The 17,736-nt window shown below is 67.5% G+C and carries 17 protein-coding genes; 4 read left to right on the forward strand and 13 right to left on the reverse strand.

All coding sequences use genetic code 11. From position 1 onward, the window contains the following. Positions 1-388: 388 nt before the first annotated feature. A complete protein-coding gene (locus QC765_RS12030) occupies positions 389-850 on the reverse strand; it encodes a MarR family winged helix-turn-helix transcriptional regulator (protein ID WP_278314684.1) in 462 nt (153 codons plus the stop codon). 185 nt (positions 851-1,035) lie between these two features. Between QC765_RS12030 and hchA the strand changes: the two genes are divergently transcribed. Further along, on the forward strand, positions 1,036-1,896 hold the full coding sequence (gene hchA, locus QC765_RS12035; protein WP_278314685.1) for a glyoxalase III HchA: 861 nt from the start codon (positions 1,036-1,038) through the stop codon (positions 1,894-1,896). A 104-nt stretch (positions 1,897-2,000) separates the two neighbouring features. Here hchA and QC765_RS12040 read toward each other — a convergent pair whose 3' ends face one another. From QC765_RS12040 to QC765_RS12060, 5 genes are read right to left on the reverse strand one after another with little or no spacing between them, the layout of a single operon-like run. Next, the gene (locus QC765_RS12040; protein WP_278314686.1) at positions 2,001-2,822 is read right to left on the reverse strand and encodes an SDR family oxidoreductase; all 822 of its coding nucleotides are present in this window, start codon (positions 2,820-2,822) and stop codon (positions 2,001-2,003) included. 11 nt (positions 2,823-2,833) lie between these two features. Next, on the reverse strand, positions 2,834-3,853 hold the full coding sequence (locus tag QC765_RS12045; RefSeq protein WP_278314687.1) for a crotonase/enoyl-CoA hydratase family protein: 1,020 nt from the start codon (positions 3,851-3,853) through the stop codon (positions 2,834-2,836). Positions 3,854-3,864: 11 nt separating this feature from the next. Continuing rightward, entirely contained in the window at positions 3,865-4,650 is a 786-nt protein-coding gene (locus tag QC765_RS12050) for a crotonase/enoyl-CoA hydratase family protein (RefSeq protein ID WP_278314688.1), read from the reverse strand. Further along, on the reverse strand, positions 4,647-6,281 hold the full coding sequence (locus QC765_RS12055) for an acyl-CoA dehydrogenase family protein (protein WP_278314689.1): 1,635 nt from the start codon (positions 6,279-6,281) through the stop codon (positions 4,647-4,649). Before QC765_RS12055 ends, QC765_RS12050 begins: the two co-directional genes overlap by 4 nt. A 6-nt stretch (positions 6,282-6,287) precedes the next feature. Then, the gene (locus QC765_RS12060; RefSeq protein WP_278314690.1) at positions 6,288-6,938 is read right to left on the reverse strand and encodes a TetR/AcrR family transcriptional regulator; all 651 of its coding nucleotides are present in this window, start codon (positions 6,936-6,938) and stop codon (positions 6,288-6,290) included. A 120-nt stretch (positions 6,939-7,058) separates the two neighbouring features. On the opposite strand from QC765_RS12060, the gene QC765_RS12065 reads away from it, so the two are divergent. Then, a complete protein-coding gene (locus QC765_RS12065) occupies positions 7,059-8,033 on the forward strand; it encodes an alpha/beta fold hydrolase (protein ID WP_278314691.1) in 975 nt (324 codons plus the stop codon). Between the two features lie 107 nt (positions 8,034-8,140). Beyond that, positions 8,141-8,695 carry a recombinase family protein gene (locus QC765_RS12070; RefSeq protein WP_192037469.1) on the forward strand — a complete coding sequence of 185 codons (555 nt, stop codon included), beginning with the start codon at positions 8,141-8,143 and terminating at the stop codon, positions 8,693-8,695. Positions 8,696-8,862: 167 nt separating this feature from the next. Here the strand turns inward: QC765_RS12070 and QC765_RS12075 are convergent, their stop codons facing one another. From QC765_RS12075 to QC765_RS12100, 6 genes are all read right to left on the reverse strand, one after another. Beyond that, positions 8,863-9,351 (reverse strand): cupredoxin domain-containing protein, encoded by a 489-nt coding sequence (locus tag QC765_RS12075; RefSeq protein ID WP_278314692.1) that lies wholly within the window; start codon positions 9,349-9,351, stop codon positions 8,863-8,865. A 9-nt stretch (positions 9,352-9,360) separates the two neighbouring features. After that, on the reverse strand, positions 9,361-9,966 hold the full coding sequence (locus QC765_RS12080) for a class F sortase (RefSeq protein WP_278314693.1): 606 nt from the start codon (positions 9,964-9,966) through the stop codon (positions 9,361-9,363). Positions 9,967-10,053: 87 nt separating this feature from the next. Beyond that, positions 10,054-11,334 carry a hypothetical protein gene (locus QC765_RS12085; protein ID WP_278314694.1) on the reverse strand — a complete coding sequence of 427 codons (1,281 nt, stop codon included), beginning with the start codon at positions 11,332-11,334 and terminating at the stop codon, positions 10,054-10,056. 91 nt (positions 11,335-11,425) lie between these two features. Then, entirely contained in the window at positions 11,426-12,760 is a 1,335-nt protein-coding gene (locus tag QC765_RS12090) for a DNA polymerase IV (protein ID WP_373876745.1), read from the reverse strand. A gap of 55 nt (positions 12,761-12,815) precedes the next feature. Then, entirely contained in the window at positions 12,816-13,442 is a 627-nt protein-coding gene (locus QC765_RS12095) for a DUF1326 domain-containing protein (RefSeq protein WP_309297302.1), read from the reverse strand. 13 nt (positions 13,443-13,455) lie between these two features. Next, a complete protein-coding gene (locus QC765_RS12100; RefSeq protein WP_278314696.1) occupies positions 13,456-14,214 on the reverse strand; it encodes a DUF2182 domain-containing protein in 759 nt (252 codons plus the stop codon). 200 nt (positions 14,215-14,414) lie between these two features. Here QC765_RS12100 and QC765_RS12105 point away from each other — a divergent pair, with 200 nt between their 5' ends. Then, entirely contained in the window at positions 14,415-14,840 is a 426-nt protein-coding gene (locus QC765_RS12105; protein ID WP_278314697.1) for a nitroreductase/quinone reductase family protein, read from the forward strand. Here the strand turns inward: QC765_RS12105 and QC765_RS12110 are convergent, their stop codons facing one another. Beyond that, positions 14,841-17,669, reverse strand: coding sequence for an FAD-binding and (Fe-S)-binding domain-containing protein (locus QC765_RS12110; RefSeq protein ID WP_278314698.1), 2,829 nt, complete (start codon positions 17,667-17,669; stop codon positions 14,841-14,843). Positions 17,670-17,736 lie beyond the last annotated feature (67 nt).

Genomic DNA, 17,736 nt, shown 5'->3' on the forward strand with positions numbered 1-17,736 from the left:
AACGTTCGTTCGTGCGTACGCTACGCTCCAAACGTGGTTTCAAGGAATCAGCCCTGAGCTGCGGCGATCCAACGGTCTACTATGGCCTGTTTCATAAACGTCCGTTTTTGGCACAGGCCAAACGGACCCTTGGAGCGGGGCTGGCGACCAGGAACAACGATGATGCAAAACCCTGTTTCAAAACTAACGATGCGAAACTCAATGATCTGACGGGTTATGAAACATGGGTCGCGCAGGGGGCGCGAGAGAGGGCGGGGGCGGGTCAGGTGCCGCAATCACGACTTCGAGGCCTCAGAAGCGAAATGAGCGGCAAACGTGGACCACGACGGTCGATCAGGCCCGATTGCAAGGGGCACCGGGGGCGGGCTAGCGCCTCGCGCCAAGCAGGTCAGAGTTCTTTCGACTGCTCGTAGCTCCGGGAGCGGCGCGCTAGGAGCGAGAGGGAGCGGACGAGGAGTGCCCTGTCCCCCTCCGTGATGCCCTCGAAAAATGCCTGTTCCGCGCGCTGGACCTGGCGGGAGAGCTTCTCGTACTCGGCGACCCCCTCTGGGGTGGCGATCACGGTGCGGACCCTGCGGTCACTGGGGTCGTCCTGGCGCCCCACGAAGCCCGCGCTCTGGAGGTCATCCACGAAGTACGGCATGACAGTCCGGTCGATCCCGAGGTAGTCGGCCAGCGCGTTCTGCGTCGGGATGCGCTTGTGGACGACGGTGTGCAGGAGCTGGTAGCCGCGGGCCCCTCGGGGGAAGCCCTCGAAGATGGGGTCGACGATGGCTGCGTACCGGCGCCCGACCATGGCGATGGACCATCCCAGGTCGCACGCTTCCGTGGCCGCGGTCTCTTCGCTCATTACTTGATCGTACGACTCCGTGGTGCATGATTGGGCACTACGGTATGTTGGACATATGGTTGCAAACGCAAGCGATGTCCTCGGCGCCAGCGACGCCGGGATCGTCACGGGAGCAGCCAACGGCATCGCTTGAGCACTTTGGAGGCCAAGCGGCCAACGGAACGACAACGTAAGGAACGTCGAACATGGCTGACACCAATGCAGATCGCAATCCCGCAGCGGACCCCGCGGAGGACAACGCCTTCTTCCCTTCCCCCTACTCTCTGAGCCAGTTCACGGCGAGCAAGACCGACTTCGACGGCCTCTCCACCGACAAGAAGTACACCGGCGGAAAGTGGAAGATCCTCGTGATCGCCACCGAGGAGCGGTACATGCTGATGGAGAACGGAACGTTCTTCTCCACTGGCAATCACCCGGTCGAGACACTGCTGCCCCTGCACCACATGGCCGAGGCGGGCTACGGCATCGATGTCGCCACGGTCGGTGGCGCGCCCGGCAAGTTCGAGTGGTGGGCCTTCCCGAAGGAGGACGAGGCCATCAAGTCGGCCTGGGAGGCCACGAGCGAGGCGTTCAAGGCTCCCAGGAAGCTCGCCGACGTCCTTGACGAGGGGCTCGACGACTACGCGGCCGTTTTTGTCCCCGGTGGCCACGGGGCGATGAACGGCATCCCGTTCAGCAGGGACGTCCAGAAGGCTTTGGACTTCTTCCTCGAGAATGATCGCCTGATCATCACGCTGTGCCACGGGCCCGCCGGTTTCCTCGCGAGCGGGATCGATCGCGAGACGAACCCGTTCGCCGGCTACAAGATGGTGGCGTTCCCCGATTCGATTGACTTCGGAGTGGCACTCGAGATGGGCTACCTGCCCGGAAAGATGCCGTGGAAGCTCGGCGCCACCCTGGAGGGCGAGGGCATCGAGATCGTCAACGACGACATGTCGGGCGCCACCACGCGCGACCGCAATGTCCTGACCGGCGACAGCCCGCTCGCGGCCAACAATCTCGGCAAGGAATCCGTCGCCGCGCTCCTCGAGAAGTTCGGCAACTGACACGACCGACGCTCTGTGCAAACGCGATAGAAGCCGTCCGAAACCCCAGGCCTGCTTCTATCGCGTTTAGCAGTTTCTATCGCGTTTGGCGCTCTTGCCGCCCGCTAGTCGGCGCCTTCGAGCCGAGGGCGCAGCTTGGCCCAGTACGCGACCAGCTGCCGGGCAGCGAGTGCTGGTGCGAAGCGCTGCACGAGCACGGCCCGGCGCGCATCGGGATGGGTGATCACGCGGTACTTTCCGTGATCGACCGCGTGCACGATCTGCTTCGCGACGTCGGCGGCGGTGACCTTCGATGACTTCATGAGCTTGCCCATCAGCCCCACCATTGCTGGATCGGGGCTGCGCATCCGGTCGCCGAGGTTGGTGGCGAAGAAGGACGGGCAGACGACGGTGGTCCTGATCCCGTAGGGCGCGAGCTCGTGCCGGAGCGTGTCCGACAGCGAGATCACCCCGGCCTTCGACACGTTGTACGAGGCCATCCCCGGCACATTGAGCACCCCGGCCATCGAGGCGATATTGACGATATGGCCGCTACCGGCCTGCTTGAACATCGGTGTCACCGCGCGGCATCCGGCAACAACACCCATGAGGTTGATCCGCAGGATCCAGTCCCAATCGCTGGCCGGGATCCGTTCGAACCGGCCCGCCGCCGCCACGCCGGCATTGTTCACCAGGATGTCGAGACCGCCCCATTGCGCGGTGCACCACTGCACGGCATCAGCCCAGGCGGATCCGTCGGTCACATCGAGCGCGCGGAACTCGACCACACCACCGGCACCAGCGAGCTCCGCGCACGTGGATTCGCCCGCCGCGCTGTCGATGTCGGTGATGAGCACGCGTGCCCCCGTCCGCAGGAAGGCCTCCGCGACCTCCTTGCCGAGGCCCGAGGCGCCACCGGTCACCAGGACGCGCCTGCTCGCCGTCACGGGTTCCCGCCTTAATCCGCGCCGGGGCGGGCTCGCTTGTAGTCACCGAATGGTTCATCGCGCTCGCGCACCGCCTCGCGGAATCCGACCGTGGCCGAGCGCAGCTGGAAGGCATAGCCCTCGCGGGTGTGGCGGGAGACGCCATCGAAGACGGTGCTGATCATCCCGGAGTTGGCGACCCCCTGCGCGAGCAAGGCTGAGTTGAGCGCAAGCTTGGCCATCATCAACTGGTTCACCGGCATCAGCGCGATGCGGCCGACCAGTTCCTCGGTCCGCTCATCGAGCTCCTCGGCGGGCCAGGACTCGACGGCGAGGCCCCACTCCTGCGCCCGCTTGCCATCGATGCAGTCGCCGGTGAACAGCATCCGCTTGGCCCGTTGATCACCGATCCGGTGGGCCCACATCCCCGCGGCGGGAATGCCCCAGACGCGCGTGGGCGGGTAGCCGATCTTGGTGTCGTCGGCGCAGATGATCTGGTCGCAGTACAGCGCGATGTCCGTGCCGCCGGCGACAGCGAAGCCGTGCAGCTTGGCGACGGTGGGCTTGTTCGCGTGCAGCAGCGAGGAGAATCCCCGGTTGAAGCGGCTCATCATGGCGTAGTCGGCCATCGGATCCCAGGTGCCCCAGGGATTGTGGTTGCTCGCCTGGACGGCGGGATCGACGACGGTCCCGGCCGCGCCAGCGGGGCCGTCAGCTGTGTCGAAGCCGCTCTCTGCGAACATCTCCAGGTCGTATCCGCCGCAGAACCCTTTGCCGCGCCCGGAAAGCAGGATCACGTGCACGCGAGGGTCCAGGTCGGCTCGCTCGACCGCGTCGGCCAGCTCGACCGGGGTATCGGAGGTGATGGCGTTGCCACGCTCGGGGCGGTTGAACGTGATGCGGGCGATACGCCCATCGCGGTCATAGGTGAGCGTGCGATAGGTGCGCCCCTCGTCGGGATCGGGGCGCCCCGCCCAGGGCGATCCAGGCGTCTCGGCCCAGTTCTCCTGCCATGCGGCTGCCCTCGTGCCCGAATGCTCGTTGTGGTCCACGAGTGTCCCCTCTACTTCTCGGTCGTACTGGAATCGGCGAAGCTGCCGTGGCGACCGTGGCCGGAGGCGAACTTCCCAGCCCCGGAGAATGCGTCGACCAGCGAGGTCATCCCGCGCTGCCACTCGTTGGCGATCGCCTCGTCGAGCGGCATGCTCTCCTGCTCGTAGCTCGATAGCCGGTCCTGCCGCATGCAGGTCTGGGGGAACTGCGCGAGCTGCTCGGCGAGCTCGATGGCCTCGTCCAGGGCCTTGCCCGGTGCGCTGATCCGGTTCGCGAGACCCATTCGTCGGGCTTCCTCCGCGCCGACCGGACGACCCGTGAGGATCATGTCGAGAGCGTGCGAATGCCCGATGAGCCGCGGCAACCGGATGGTTCCTCCGTCGATGAGGGGCACGCCCCAGCGGCGGCAGAACACCCCGAACGTCGCATCCGGATCGGCCACGCGGAGATCGGCCCAGATAGCCAGTTCCAGTCCACCGGCCACCGCATAGCCGTCGACGGCGGCGATCACCGGCTTGCTGAGCAGCAAGCGGGTGGGTCCCATTCCAGCTGGTCCCTCCTCTCCCGGCTCCGCGATATCGATGTCGCCCTTGGCGACGGCCTTGAGGTCGGCTCCGGCGCAGAAGTTGCCGCCCGCGCCGTGGAACACTGCGACAGAAGCGCTCTCGTCGCGATCGAACTCCTGGAACGCGTCGGTCAGCGCGCGCGCATGGTGGTGGTCGACGGCGTTGCGGACTTCCGGGCGATCGAGGGTGATGACGGAGATCGGCCCGCGCCGCTCGACAGTGACTGTCATGAGGCCACCTTGGGGTTCGCGCGATCGATGATCGTTCCGGTGTCGATACCGGTGGGCAGGATGCCGAACACGTCGCCCCAGTGCTCGCCCAGCCGGCTCGCGGTGAAAGCATCGGCGACCGCGGAATGCCCGTAGCGCACGAGCAGCGACCCCTGCAGTACCTTCGCCATACCGCCGACGATCCGGCGGGCGCGGTACTGGATGGTTTCGAAGTCCGTGAACTGGGCCTGGAGCTCGGAGATCGCCTGGTCGAGGCGCTTGTCGGCCCCGGCCGCGCGTTTGACCTCGTCGAAGAACACTTCCAGCGTCTCGGGCTGCTTCGCCATCGCGCGCAGCGTGTCCAGCGCGGCGACGTTGCCGGAGCCCTCCCAGACCGACATCAACGGAGCCTCGCGATAGATCCGTGGCATCCTCGACTCCTCGACGTATCCGTTGCCACCGAGGCATTCGAGCGCCTCCCCGGCGTGCACCGGGCCGCGCTTGCACACGTAGTACTTGGAGACGGCCAGGCTGATCCGGCGCAGTGCCGTCGCGTGCTCGTCCCCCGCCGCTGCCTTGTCGGTGAGCGCGGCCAGCCACAGGCCGACCGTGGTTGCTGCCTCGGCCTCGATAGCGAGGTCCGCGAGCACGTTGCGCATGGCGGGCTGGTCGATGAGAAACGCCCCGAACGCCTGCCGGTGCGCGGCATGGAACGTTGCCTGCTGGACGCCGAGGCGCATGAGGACGCTTGAGCCGAGGGTGCAGTCGAGGCGGGTCATGTTGACCATCTCGATGATGGTCGGGACGCCGCGGCCCTCCTCGCCGACGAGCCAGGCAGTCGCGTTGTCGTACTCGATCTCGCTCGAGGCGTTCGAGTGGTTGCCGAGCTTGTCCTTGAGCCGCTGCAGCGAGATGGCGTTGCGGGTGCCGTCGGGAAGCACGCGCGGCACGAAGAAGCAGGTCACCCCAGCGTCTGTTTGCGCGAGGGTGAGGAAGAAGTCGGACATCGGCGCGGAAGTGAACCACTTGTGCCCGGTGATGCGGTAGCTGCCGTCGGGCTGGAGCACAGCACGGGTGGTGTTGGCCCGCACGTCCGAGCCACCCTGCTTCTCGGTCATCGACATGCCCGCGAGCAGTGACGTCTTGGTGTCCGGGGACGCGAGGACGGGGTCATAGGAGCGGGCCGCGAGCAGGTTCTCGTACTGCGCGGAGAGCTCCGGGTTGTGCCGCAGCGCTGGAACCACGGCGTAGGTCATCGAGATGGGGCACTGATGGCCGGCGTCTGCCTGGCCCCACGTGATCATCTTCGCCGCGCGGACGAGGTGCGGGTTCGGTGCCGGGTCGACCCAGGGGGTGCCGTGCAGCCCGAGGCTCGTCGCGTGCGTCATCAGCTCGTGGTAGGCGGGGTCGTAGGAGACCTCATCGATGCGGAAGCCGTACCGGTCGTGGGTCCTGAGCACCGGGGGGTGCGCCTCCGCGAGGTCACCGAGGTCGAGCGCGTGCTGGGTGCTCGCGAGCGCGCCCGCGTGCTCCACCTCCTCCCAGCGGTCGAGCGCGCCGCAGCGCTCCAGGGCTTCACGGATGGGGGCATAGCTCGCCGGGTTGTAGCCGGTGGCCTGCACTGCCTGGTTGAGGACTTCATGGGTGGGCATGGTTGGCTACCTCGCCTGGGTTGACTTGCCTGAGTTGATCTTGCCTGGCTTGATGGTGGCGCCGAGGGCGCGGGAGACGAATGCCTCCAGCTCGGCGATCGTGGCCGCGGGGTCGGCATGCTGGACCAGTGGAGCGAGCAGTACGTCGTTGATCGCTCCGACGATGGCGGCGCCGGAGATTCGTGAGTCCTGCGGCGGGAACTCTCCGCGGCCGATTCCTGCATCGACGACGGTCGCGAACAGGTCGGTGAAGGCGGCGCGGAAAACGAGGCGCTCGGCGTCGACCAGCGGATCGACGGGCTCGGCGAGCAGCGCGTAGGCGAGCCTGGGAGATTTGAGCGCACGGTGGCAGAACGTGCGGACGGCGGCGAGCGCTGCTTCATGCGGCGAGCACCCGGCGAGCGCGCGGTTGCCTGCCTCCGTCACCGCTGCCACCTCGCGCGCGACCGCGATGCGGAACACCTCGGCGAACAGCTCCCCCTTGCTGGGGAAGAACCGGTAGATCGTGCCGGTCGCGACACCAGCGCGCTCGGCGACCCGTGCCATCGAGCAGCCCGCGTAGCCGTCGTCATGGATCAGCTCGGTCGCGGCAGTGACGATGGAGCGCTTTGTCTGGTCGAGACGCGCCTTGACGGCAGGTGTCTGGCGGTATGCCATAGAAGAAGTGAACACCAGTTCATAGCTTTGGTCAAGGATTCTCGCGGGAATTGTCGGCAAGGCACGCGCGAGCACCCCCGGCCCTAGCCAATTGCCTAGGCCACGGCGTAGCCTGGGCCGATGCGGTACGCCGACTGGGGTGAGCGGGTCGGCCGCTGGTCCGGAATTCGCAGCGAGACAGTCAATGTGCTCGGCACGACGGTTCATTACCTGGTAACCGACCGCACGCGGACGCCAGCTGGGCCGGTCCACCTGCTCGTTCCCGGCGCAGCTGGCGGCGCCTCGCAGTGGCTCGATGTGCTCGCGGAACTGCGGCCACACGCGCACGCGATCGCGATAGACCTGCCCGGCACGCTGGCCGGCCACACTGCGCTACCGAACCGGCGCGCGGCGCGCATCGAGACCAACGCGGCGTTCCTGCGCGGTTTCATCGACGTGCTCGAGCTCCATCGGGTCGTGGTCCACGGCTGGTCGGCGGGCGGGATGATCGCGTTGCTGCTCGCCGACCAATCACCCGAACGGGTTGATGCGCTCGTGCTCGTGGCGCCGGCACTTCCTCCCCCGCTGGGCCACCGCGAGGCGCGCATGTGGAGAACCCTCGGCAGGGTGGGACTGGCAGTTGTGCCGCCAGTCGTCCGTGTGCTGCTACGCCTATCGGGACGGCGCATCCTCGCAGCTTCGCAGCGGCAGCTAGCCGATCCCGCGTCGATCGCGGACGGGAAATGGAGTGCGGGCGGTGACATGACGAGAATGTCGCCGGAAATCATTAGTCTCATGCGGGACGAGATGTCGGCGGTCGAGCCGAAGCGAATGGGAAGCTTGGTCACGGTATACGCCTCGCTGATGTCGCTGATTCTCGTCCGGCGGCGATCCGCGCTCGATGCGATGCGCCGCGTCACGGCGCCGGCTCTCCTGATCGTGGGCAACGAGGATCGCCTCGCTCCCCGCGCGTCGATCGATGAGTGGACGGCGCAGCGGCCCGACTGGCACGCGGTTGTCCTGAACGGTGTGGGTCACGCACCGCCTCTCGAGGCACCCGCCGATTACGCTCGCACGGTCATCGACTGGCATTTTTCCCGGGTTCGGGCCCAGTAGGGCTACGCGATGCCCCTGCTCAGCGGCTGTCGCGGATGTGACGGTGGAGCGCTTGGTGCCGTGTTGCCAAAACCCCTAGCGGCCTAGTTGTGCAACACTTGCCGATCATGGGCGAACTCCTCGGCTACGCGCGCGTGAGCACCACCGACCAGACGACCAGCCTCCAGCAGGACGCGCTGAATGCGATTGGCTGCTACCGCATCTGGACCGAGACCGGCAGCGGCGCGAGCACTACGCGCCCCCAGCTCGCTGCGATCCTTGATGCCTTGCGCCCCGGTGACACGCTCGTGGTGTGGCGGCTCGACCGGCTCGGCCGTTCCTTGCCGCACCTCATCCAGACCGTCGAGGATCTCAATGCCCGGGGCGTCGGTTTCAAGTCGCTCACCGAGTCCATCGACACCACCACCCCCGGCGGCAAGCTGATCTTCCATATCTTTGGTGCTCTCGCCGAGTTCGAGCGCAATCTCATCCGGGAGCGCACCAACGCAGGGCTCGCCGCGGCCCGGTCCCGCGGCCGCACGGGTGGCAGGCCGCCCAAGCTCACCCCGGCGAAGCTGCGCCAGGCGAAGCGGATGCGCGAGTCCGGAGCCACTCTCGCCGAGATCGCTGCGGTTGTGGATGTCTCGCGCACGACCCTCTACCGGCACCTGTCAAAGGCGTAGAAGCTAAGCGGGCCGCGTGAACCCCTCGGCAACGCGGCCCGCTGCGCTCGATCGTCCGCAAACGCGATAGAACCTGTCAAACGCGATAGAAGCGGACCTGGTATTTCGCCCAGCCTCTATCGCGTTTGGGCGCTCTGGTTGGTGTGGGCGATCCAGGCACCGCGCCGCTACTCGACGACGACGGTGGCGGTCATCCGCGGGTGGTAGAAGCACACGTAGTCGTAGGTGCCGGGCTCGGTGAACGTGCGGCTGTAGGTCTGGCCCTGGGTGAGGTCACCGGACTCGGTGCCGTCGGTGAAGTCCACGGTGTGCAGGGAGTCGTCCTTCTGCACCCAGGTGATGGTCGATCCGACGGGCACGGTGAGGGTCCCGGGCTCGAACTCGAAGTCGATGATGTCGACGGTTCGCTGCACCGCATCAGCCGACGGGGCAGGTGCCTGCGGTGCCGGAGCCTGCGTGGTCGCTGGCGGCGTAACGGGCTCAGCAGTGCCAGGCAACGGAACGACCGCGGTCGATTCGGTGGTCCCCTCGGCCGCGCTAGTGCTTGCCGAGGCGGTGGAGGTGCCCGCTGCGGTATCCGCGGCGTCGTTGCCGGCGCCGCATCCGGTGAGAAGCAGGGCGGCTGCGATTGCTGTCGCGGGAATAGTGGTGCGCATGGCGTACTCCTAGTTGGTCAGTTCTGCGAAGACGATGATGTTGTCGCGGTAGCTCTCCGCGCCCTCGTCGAACTCGCCGCCGCAGGTGATCAGCCGTAGCTCCGATTCGGGGGTCGGCAGCCACACTTCCTCGGTGGGGAACAGTGCCTTCGCATGCTGCTCGATGCCGGTGATGGTGAAGACCAGGGCCTCGCCATCAGTGGTGGTGATGGTGACGGTGTCGCCGGGGCGCAATTCATTGAGCCGGTAGAACACGTCCGGGCCGGAGCGGCTGTCGACGTGGCCGAGGATTCCCGCGGGCCCTGGCTCGCCGGGGGTCGCGCCCTTGTCGTACCAACTGATATCGCCGAACTCCGGGACGGTGAGGGTGTTGTCCGGGTTCAGCCCGGTGCGGGCGAGGGGCATGTCGATGCCGATCGCGGGGATGCTGATCCGGGCGGGTGGCGCGGTGTCGCGCTGCTCGCGCACCGACTGGAAGTCCCGGACACTGTCGAGGTTCCCAACGGTCTGGGACGCGGCGGCTCCCGGCGGGGGCGCCATGTCATCAGTGGTAGCGCCACAGCCGGTGGCCAGTACCGCCGAGGTGGCGAGAACGGCAGCGAGTCTTCGAAGCATGATGATTGGTCCCCCTGAATGAGTCTGCTGGTGGCACAAGGTCTACTCGTGCCACCAGCAGGGTCTGTCGGGCGAGGTGGAGGGTGCTTACTTCACCGCTCCGCCAGCACCGGTCTCCACGCCGCCGGCAGGCATGGAGTCGCCGGCCGAGTCACCCATGAAGGCGACGATGCCTGCGGCGAGAGCCTCGGCGGTGCCATACATGTGGTTGTAGGCGTCGTATGCCTCGCTGAAGGCGGTCTCGTAGTCACCGGCGTGGTAGGCGTCGACCTGCGCGACAAGCTGGTTGACGTGTGTCTGCAGGCCGTCGGCGACGACATCGGCGGGGATGTTGCCGTTGGAGGCGGTGTCGAGGAACTGCGAGAAGTCCTGGCGGTACTGCGACAGTCGCGCGAGCGCGTCCTCCTGGGCCTGCTCGTCCTCCTCAGCGACACCAACGGTGTACTGGACGAAGAAGTCGATGTGGTCGGACCACATCTCCATGAACGCCTGGCCGCCTTCCTCACCGAACACGCTGCTGATCGATGCGGTCAGGTCCTGGGTGTTCTCGTTGAGAGCACCTGCGAGGGCTTCGAAGTCCTCGCCGCCGGAAACGCCAGCACGCATCGTCTGGACCGCGAGCTGAGCGTGCTCGCCGAGCAGCTGGCCGAGGCCGGAGCGCAGGTCGATTGCCTGGCTCTCCACCGGTCCGCTGATCCCATCCTGCGTGGCGCTGATGGCACCGGCAAGGCCCTGGGCGGTGCCGAACATGTGCGCGTATGCCTCGCGGGTCTGGGCCGCTGCGGTGGCGTAATCCTCGTTGGCATAGGCACGAACCTGCTCGACGAGCTGGTTGACGTGCTCCTGCAGGAGGCCAGCGACTGCTTCGCCCTGCAGTTCGCCATTGGTGGCGCCGTCGATGAAGCCGCCAAAGTCGGCGCGGTACTGATCGAGCCGCTGGAGGGCCTCGTCCTGGGCCTGCTGGTCGTCCTCCGCGAGCCCGACGGTGAAGTCAACGAAGAAGCCGATGTGGTTGCTCCACAGCTCGTTGAACTGCCCGGCTGCCTCGTCGCCGTAGACGAGGCGGATGGACTCGGTGAGATCCTCGGTGTTCTGGCCGAGGGACGCCGCCGCGGCATCGAACTGCGGCTGCCCGGAAACTCCGGCGCGCATGGCTTCGATCGCGAGCATGGCGTGCTGGCCGAGCTGGCGCTCGAGGATGATGCGGAGCTCCTCGGCGGTCACGCTGCTGTCCTGGACGAGCACGATCTCGCCCGGGGTGTAGGAGCGGTCGAGGAAGTTGGAAGTGGTGCCGACGGTCACGACGCCGCCGGCGAGCACGCCTGCTGTAGCGAGCGCGGCTAGCTGGGTCTTGGAGATCTTGAGCATGGCTGCTCCTCAATGGTTGAATTTTGATCTTCCATCAAGGATTCGCCGCGCTGGCCCTGCCGGATTGGTGCGATCGCAATGCGGCTGCAATCTAGCCGTCCGCGGCCCCCGCCCAGTCGAGGCTGGCGAGCGGGTCCGCAGGGGCGAGCGCGTGCGCATCGAGCGGGAAGGTGCGTGCGGGACCGGGCCCGGTCGTGCGGGTCTCGAAGCGGACGGTGATCACCCCGTGCCCGCTGCCTTGCACCCATCCGTGGCCGTGCTCGGGGTGATGGACATCGAGACCGGGCCAGTAGTCGGACTCGTATCGTGCGGGCAGCGCCACGTCCTGGGTCTCCTCCGGTTCCGGCGTGACGTCGAGCTCGGGGAAGAGGATCTCCTGCCGGGTGTCGCTGAGCCCGGAGTAGCTGACGCCGACGAGGCGGATGGCGCCGAAGGTGGCGGGGTCGACGGCGAGCTTGTGGGCCGCGCCGAGCAGGATGTCCTTGTCGCCGGTGGCGTGCGTGAGCGTGGTGGAGCGGGACTGGATGGACATGTCGGCCTTGCGGAGCTTCACAGTGACAGTGCGGGCGCCGCGACCATCGCGCTCGAGCCTGCGGTGCGCGGCGACGCCGGTAGACGTGATCGCGGACCGCACCTCGCTCCTGGTGATGAGATCCCGGGCGAAGGTTGACTCCGCGCTGACCTGTTTGGCCACGGCCCGTTCCGTCACGGGACGATTGTCGATCCCGCGAGCGAGCTCATGCAGCGCGCCCCCCACTGCCGATCCGAGCAGCCTGCTCGCTTCCTCCGTGCTGATCGCTGCGAGCTCGCCGATCGTGGTGATGCCCATCGTTCGCAGACGCTGCTCGGCGACCGGGCCGATGCCCCACAGCTTGCGCACCGGCATCGGCGCGAGGACGTCAAGCTGCTCGGTCGGCGCGATCACTCGATGCCCCTGGGGCTTGGCCATGCCCGAGGCGATCTTGGCGACCTGCTTGCCCGGCCCCGCGCCCACCGATGCCTCGAGCCCCGTCCGCTCCCGCACCCGCGCCCGCAGCAACGAGCAATACTCCTCGACCTCGCGCACCGTAGCGCCGCGCAGCTCCGCGGGCTCGCCGAATGCCTCATCGAGCGACAACTGCTCGATCACGGGGATCATCTCCCGCACCTCGGCGAACACCCGCCTGCTCGCCTCGGAGTACACCGCTCCACGCGGCGGCAGCACCACCGCTGTCACCCCCACCAGCGCGCGCGCCTGATGCATCGGCATCGCCGACCCCGCGCCGAACACCCGGGCCTCGTAGCTCGCTCCCGCCACCACGCCACGCCCACCTGCCCCACCAACGAGCACCGGGCGCCCCCGCAGCGTGGGCCGCGCTAGCTGCTCCACGGACGCGAAGAACGCATCCATGTCCAGGTGCAGCACCCAGCGCGTCGAACCATCCACGCTGCACATTATGGCCTCGCGCACCGACAATCACGGCGCGCGATGGCCGGTGCGGCTAGTCGTTGCTCCAATCGAAGTCGTAGCCGATCCAGTTCGTGTCGGTGAACGCCAGCGACAGGCCGCCCGCGCTCACCTCGAAGCTGCCGATGCCGCAGTTGCCCTCCGTCCAGATGAAGCCATCGGGAAGGACGATGCGCGCCTCGTGCGTCTCGTCGGTGACGGGATTGCGCAGGCTCCGGCCCGCGGCTTTTCCATGGCCTTCCGCGGTCATGACCTGATCGATGCCCTCGCCCTCGAAGGAAATCGGGGCCCGCTCGAGGCCCACCACCTCGAACGTGGTGCCGAGGATCGCCCACGGGTCACCGCCGAGGGAACCGGTATAGATCTGGCTCAGGCACTCGACCTGCTCCTCGCTGACGGCAGGGTCGACGATGAACACCGCGCGCCCGCCGCCGTCATGAATCGCGTGGGGCCAGTCGACCACTGCGATCGCCTTGACCCCCGCGAGGTCGACATCCCCGCAACGGCCGTCGACGATGTGGTTTCCGACCATCGCCTTGCAGGCACCATCCGAGGAGCTCGGGAATCCCGAGAAATTGCAGGTGCAGCCGGGCTGGCAGCTGCAGAACTCATAGCCGGTGCCTCGGAGGTGCCACCGTGTTTGTTGCATGGTCGCGGACATAAGGTCCCCTTTCTCACATCAGGATCGCCGCGAGGCCCGGTGATACCAGCAAGGCCACACCGAGCGCGGCGAACACCAATCCCGCGGCCATGCCCAGTGCGCGGCCGTGCGGGGCGGTCTTCTCGATCAGGATGATGACAGCGACGACCACCATCCACAGCAGGTTCATGGCACCGAGCGCGATCATCAGCACCATCAGCATCCAGCAGCAGCCCAGGCACACGACCCCGTGCCGCAGTCCTGCCACCATGGCGCCGGTGGGCCGATCGAGATGCTTGCCGTGGTGGAGGAAGAAGCCAAGCGGGCTGCGGCAATGCGCCAGGCACGCCTGCTTGAGCGGGGTCAGCTGATAGGCCGCGGCGAGCAGCGCGACGATCCCGGCGACCCGTGCCGCTGAGGGGGTCGCCGCCTGGATGGGCCCGTCCCAGTGCTGCCAGGCCACATATCCGGGAAGGCCCACCGCCGACCACACCGCGAGGTAGCCGATGACGAAGAACGGCACCGGGGCCACGCGGCCCATCGCGGCGGCCCGCGCATAGATCCGCACCACCGGCGCGGTAGCGGGGAACATCATCGCGGTCATCATCACGACCCATGCGACGATGAAGCCCAGGAAGGTCATGGTCATGCCTTGCGCTGGCATGTCCATCCCGGCACCAGTCATGTCGCTGGCAGGCATCTCGCTGCCGGTCATCGCGGTGCGGGTCGCCAGCCACCACCAGCAGGCGATCGCGATCAGCATCATCGCTGCGGGTGGGACGCTCTCGCGCATCCACTCGCGCTTGCGGTTCCGTATGCTCGCCTGCGATGTGACCATATGTGGCACGTCCCGCAACTGTCGCCGTGCTCGCCCGGTCCAGGGCCTTTCCCGACTCTTTATTGTCCCACTCCGCACCGGCTCCGCATAGGGTCCATGCGATCCTGTTTGCCTGGATGCCGCGTGGCGGTCGTGGGCCGCCATAGGCTGTATGCATGCCAAGTGATCTCATGCTCAAGACCATGAATGTCGTGCACCGGGGCATCGTCAAGGTATCCGGCGGCCGCCTCGGCAACTCGATCGCGGGGATGCCGGTGATCGAGCTCGTGACCGTGGGCCGCAAGTCCGGCGAGGAGCGCATCTGCTACCTGACTTCTCCCTTGCAGCGCGGCGAGACCCTCATCGTGGTGGCCTCCCGTGGCGGGGACGATCATCACCCTGCCTGGTACCACAACCTGCGGGCCCAGCCTGAGGTGGAGATCATCCGCGACGGCACGCGCATTCCCGTGCGCGCCCGGACCGCTACGCAGGAGGAGCGGGCAGAGCTATGGCCCGAGGTGGTGCGCCGTGCCCGCAACTACGGCGGCTACCAGAAGAACACGTCCCGTGAGATTCCCCTCGTGCTGCTCGAGCCGCGGTAGCTAGTCCTCAGGGAGCATCGCGGCAAACAACTCGGCGAGGTGGTGGCCGGGTTTGGGCGCGAGGTCCGCGAGCTGCGTGCGGCAGGAGAACCCGTCGGCGAGCACGATCGTCCCGTTCTCCGCCTCGCGGACCGCAGGAAGGAGCTGGTGCTCGGCGACCTTGACCGATACCTCGTAGTGGCCCTGCTCCACCCCGAAGTTGCCCGCGAGGCCGCAGCAGCCGCCGAGGCGCTGCACGGTGGCTCCGGCCTGGGCAAGCAGCCGGGCGTCGGCGTTCCAGCCCATCACGGCATGATGGTGGCAGTGCGGCTGGGCAACAACCGTGGTGCCATCGAGGCGGGGCGGCTGCCACCCCCGCTCGGTGAGCAGCTCGGCGAGGGTGCGGATGTTCTCGGCGACGGGCGCTGCGGTCTTCTCGCCAAGCAGCTCGCCGGCGTCGGAGCGGAACACCCCGGTGCAGGACGGCTCCATCCCGACGATGGGAATCCCGCCAGCGGCATGGTCGCGCAGCGCACGGACGCTGCGGCCGAGGATGCGGCGCGCGGCGTCGAGCTGGCCGGTGGAGATCCAGGTCAGCCCGCAGCATTGCTGCCGCTCGGTGATCTCCGGGCGCATCCCTGCGGCCTCGAGCAGCTTGACCGTCGCGATGCCTACATGCGGGGTGAAGTGGTTGGTGAACGAATCGACGAACAGCAGCACCGGGTCCCCGGTGGTCGCGCGCTGATCGGCGGTGCGGCGGAACCACTCGCGGAAGGTGACCGGGGCGAAGGCGGGAATGTTGCGGCGCGGGTCGGCACCGGCAGCCTTCAGCGCGACCTGTCCCCCAGCGCGGGTGACGGTATTGACCAGGCCCGGTGCGATCTCGGCGAGGCGCGACCAGCGCGGCAACCAGCCCAGCGAGTAATGCGAGGGAGGCCGCACCCGGTTCTTGTAGGTCTGGTGCAGGACCTCCGCCTTGTACATGGCCATGTCCACCCCGGTGGGGCAGTCCGATAGGCAGCCCTTGCAGGACAAGCACAGGTCGAGCGCCTCATGGACCTCAGGTGACGCCCATCCCCCCTTGACGCTGGTGCCATTGAGCATTTCCTGCAGCACGCGGGCGCGGCCTCGGGTGGAGTCCTTCTCCTCGCGGGTGGCGAGGTAGGACGGGCACATCACCCCGCCGGTGCCCGTGTTGTCGGCCCGGCACTTGCCGACGCCGGTGCAGCGGTGCACGGCCTGGGTGAAGTTGCCGCCGTCGCCGTGGTAGCCGAACGCGAGATCCCGGCGCAGCGGCGGCGCCGCGGGGATGCGCAGATCAGCATCGATCGCGGCAGGTTCGACCATGATCCCGGGATTGAGCAGGTTCTCGGGATCGAAGACGCGCTTGACCTGCTGGAAAAGCGCGATGGCCCGGTCGGAGTACATGTAGGGCAGCAGTTCGCTGCGGGCCCGGCCATCACCATGCTCGCCGGACAGCGAGCCGCCGTAGGTGGCGATCAGCTCGGCACCAGCAGTGACGAACTCGCGGTAGACCTTGCGCCCATCGGGCATATCGAGCGGAAGATCAATGCGGATGTGCATGCAGCCATCGCCGAAGTGGCCGTACGGAATGCCCGTGCAGCCAAACTCCGCCATCAGCGCGTCGAGATCGCGCAGGTACGAGCCAAGCATCTCCGGCGGCACGGCGGCGTCCTCCCAGCCCGCGTGGGCGGGCTTGCCCGCGGGGCTGCGGGCGGACAGGCCAGCGCCGTCGGCACGGATGCGCCACAGGGCGGCCGCGGTGGCGGGGTCCTCCTCGATGAGCGTGCCGACCGCCCCGGCTCCAGCCGCGAGCTGCTCGGCCTTCGCGCGGGCCTCGTCACGGGAGTCGCCGGTGACCTCGGCAAAGAGCCACGCCTCCCCCGCTGGCAGGCTCGGCACGGCATGCGCGCCCCGGCGCTCCCGCACCACATCGGTGATCCGCTTGTCGATGCCCTCGCAGGCCGTGAGCCCAAATCGCAGGACCGTGGGAGTGGCATCGCCCGCCGTGCCGATATCGGGATAGCCGAGCACCACGAGCATCTTGGCGCGGGGCTCGGTGGCCAGCGAGACGGTGGCCTCGGTGACCACGGCGAGGGTGCCCTCGCTGCCCACAAGCATGCGCGCCACATCGAAGCCCCGCTCGGGCAGCAGATGCTCGAGGGCATAGCCGGATACTTGCCGCCCGAACCGCCCGAACTCGGTACGGATCGTCGCGAGATCACTGTGGGCGACGCGCTCGAGGTCATCGAGCAACGCCGGGCCCCGTCGCAGGTCACGCCCAGCAGTGGTCGAGTCGATGCGCAAGTCCTCGGAGGTGGCGGTGAGCATCCGGGCGGAGACCATGTTGTCGACGGTCTTGCCATAGCCGAGGGTGCGAGTGCCGCAGGCGTTGTTCCCGATCATGCCGCCGATGGTGCAGCGCGTGTAGGACGACGGGTCGGGGCCGAAGAGCAATCCGTGCGGCTTCGCCGCCTGCTGCAGGTCGACTTGGATCACCCCGGCCTCGACAGTGGCGGTCCGCGCATCCGGATCGATGTCGAGAATGCGATTCATGTGCCGCGAGAAGTCGATGACCACGCCAGTACCGACAGCGTTGCCGCACAAGGAAGTACCGCCGCCGCGACTTGTCACGGGAATGCCGTTGGCGCGACACGCATCAAGAGTGGCGGCGACCTCATCGTGATGCCGTGGCCGGACCACCACCATCGGTGGCACCCGGTAGAGGCCCGCATCGGAGGAGTAGGCGGCGATCGTGGTGGAATCAGCGAGCACCTCCCCGATCCCTCGGGCACGGAGTTCGGAGGCAACAAGATCGGCCATGCTCATCTCCCCGATGCTAGCTGCTCGAAGGGCAGGTGGCAGGGCAGTCGCCGACGACGGGCTAGGCGCTCTG

The organism is Hoyosella levis, from assembly GCF_026008515.1.
In the GTDB taxonomy this organism is placed as follows: Bacteria; Actinomycetota; Actinomycetes; order Mycobacteriales; family Mycobacteriaceae; genus Lolliginicoccus; species Lolliginicoccus levis.

Coding starts and splice junctions, on each gene's coding strand:
- QC765_RS12065 (WP_278314691.1), top strand. CDS start 7,059: ATGCGGTACGCCGACTGGGGTGAGCGGGTCGGCCGCTGGTCCGGAATT.
- QC765_RS12070 (WP_192037469.1), top strand. CDS start 8,141: ATGGGCGAACTCCTCGGCTACGCGCGCGTGAGCACCACCGACCAGACG.
- QC765_RS12100 (WP_278314696.1), bottom strand. CDS start 14,214: ATGCGCGAGAGCGTCCCACCCGCAGCGATGATGCTGATCGCGATCGCC.
- QC765_RS12095 (WP_309297302.1), bottom strand. CDS start 13,442: ATGTCCGCGACCATGCAACAAACACGGTGGCACCTCCGAGGCACCGGC.
- QC765_RS12075 (WP_278314692.1), bottom strand. CDS start 9,351: ATGCGCACCACTATTCCCGCGACAGCAATCGCAGCCGCCCTGCTTCTC.
- QC765_RS12050 (WP_278314688.1), bottom strand. CDS start 4,650: ATGACAGTCACTGTCGAGCGGCGCGGGCCGATCTCCGTCATCACCCTC.
- QC765_RS12055 (WP_278314689.1), bottom strand. CDS start 6,281: ATGCCCACCCATGAAGTCCTCAACCAGGCAGTGCAGGCCACCGGCTAC.
- QC765_RS12110 (WP_278314698.1), bottom strand. CDS start 17,669: ATGAGCATGGCCGATCTTGTTGCCTCCGAACTCCGTGCCCGAGGGATC.
- QC765_RS12085 (WP_278314694.1), bottom strand. CDS start 11,334: ATGCTCAAGATCTCCAAGACCCAGCTAGCCGCGCTCGCTACAGCAGGC.
- hchA (WP_278314685.1), top strand. CDS start 1,036: ATGGCTGACACCAATGCAGATCGCAATCCCGCAGCGGACCCCGCGGAG.
- QC765_RS12030 (WP_278314684.1), bottom strand. CDS start 850: ATGAGCGAAGAGACCGCGGCCACGGAAGCGTGCGACCTGGGATGGTCC.
- QC765_RS12080 (WP_278314693.1), bottom strand. CDS start 9,966: ATGCTTCGAAGACTCGCTGCCGTTCTCGCCACCTCGGCGGTACTGGCC.
- QC765_RS12105 (WP_278314697.1), top strand. CDS start 14,415: ATGCCAAGTGATCTCATGCTCAAGACCATGAATGTCGTGCACCGGGGC.
- QC765_RS12060 (WP_278314690.1), bottom strand. CDS start 6,938: ATGGCATACCGCCAGACACCTGCCGTCAAGGCGCGTCTCGACCAGACA.